At 45.1% G+C, this 215-nt stretch carries 1 protein-coding gene; it reads right to left on the bottom strand.

Annotated elements, in window-relative coordinates; genetic code table 11:
* Positions 1–215: transposase (locus tag Q3W56_RS21275; RefSeq protein WP_302896729.1), on the bottom strand; the 215-nt coding region annotated here is incomplete at both ends.

A 215-nucleotide genomic window follows, 5' to 3' on the forward strand; every position in this document is an offset into this window, starting at 1 on the left:
GGAAAATCGTTGTATCTTTAAAGCGTGTGCGTCTGTTCCAGCTGATGGTGGAGTGGTGCGGAACTGGGTCATTGATATTCAGGCCCAAAAACCATCTGTACGCCATATTGTAGTAAATTTCTTTTTCAAGCTGTCTTTCTGAACGGATACCGTAGAGGTAGCCGATAAACATCATTTTGAATAAAATCAGCGGGTCGAGTGAGGGGCGGCCTTTG

Source organism: Bacillus sp. C28GYM-DRY-1 (assembly GCF_030519405.1).
Classification (GTDB): Bacteria; Bacillota; Bacilli; order Bacillales; family Bacillaceae; genus Bacillus; species Bacillus spizizenii_A.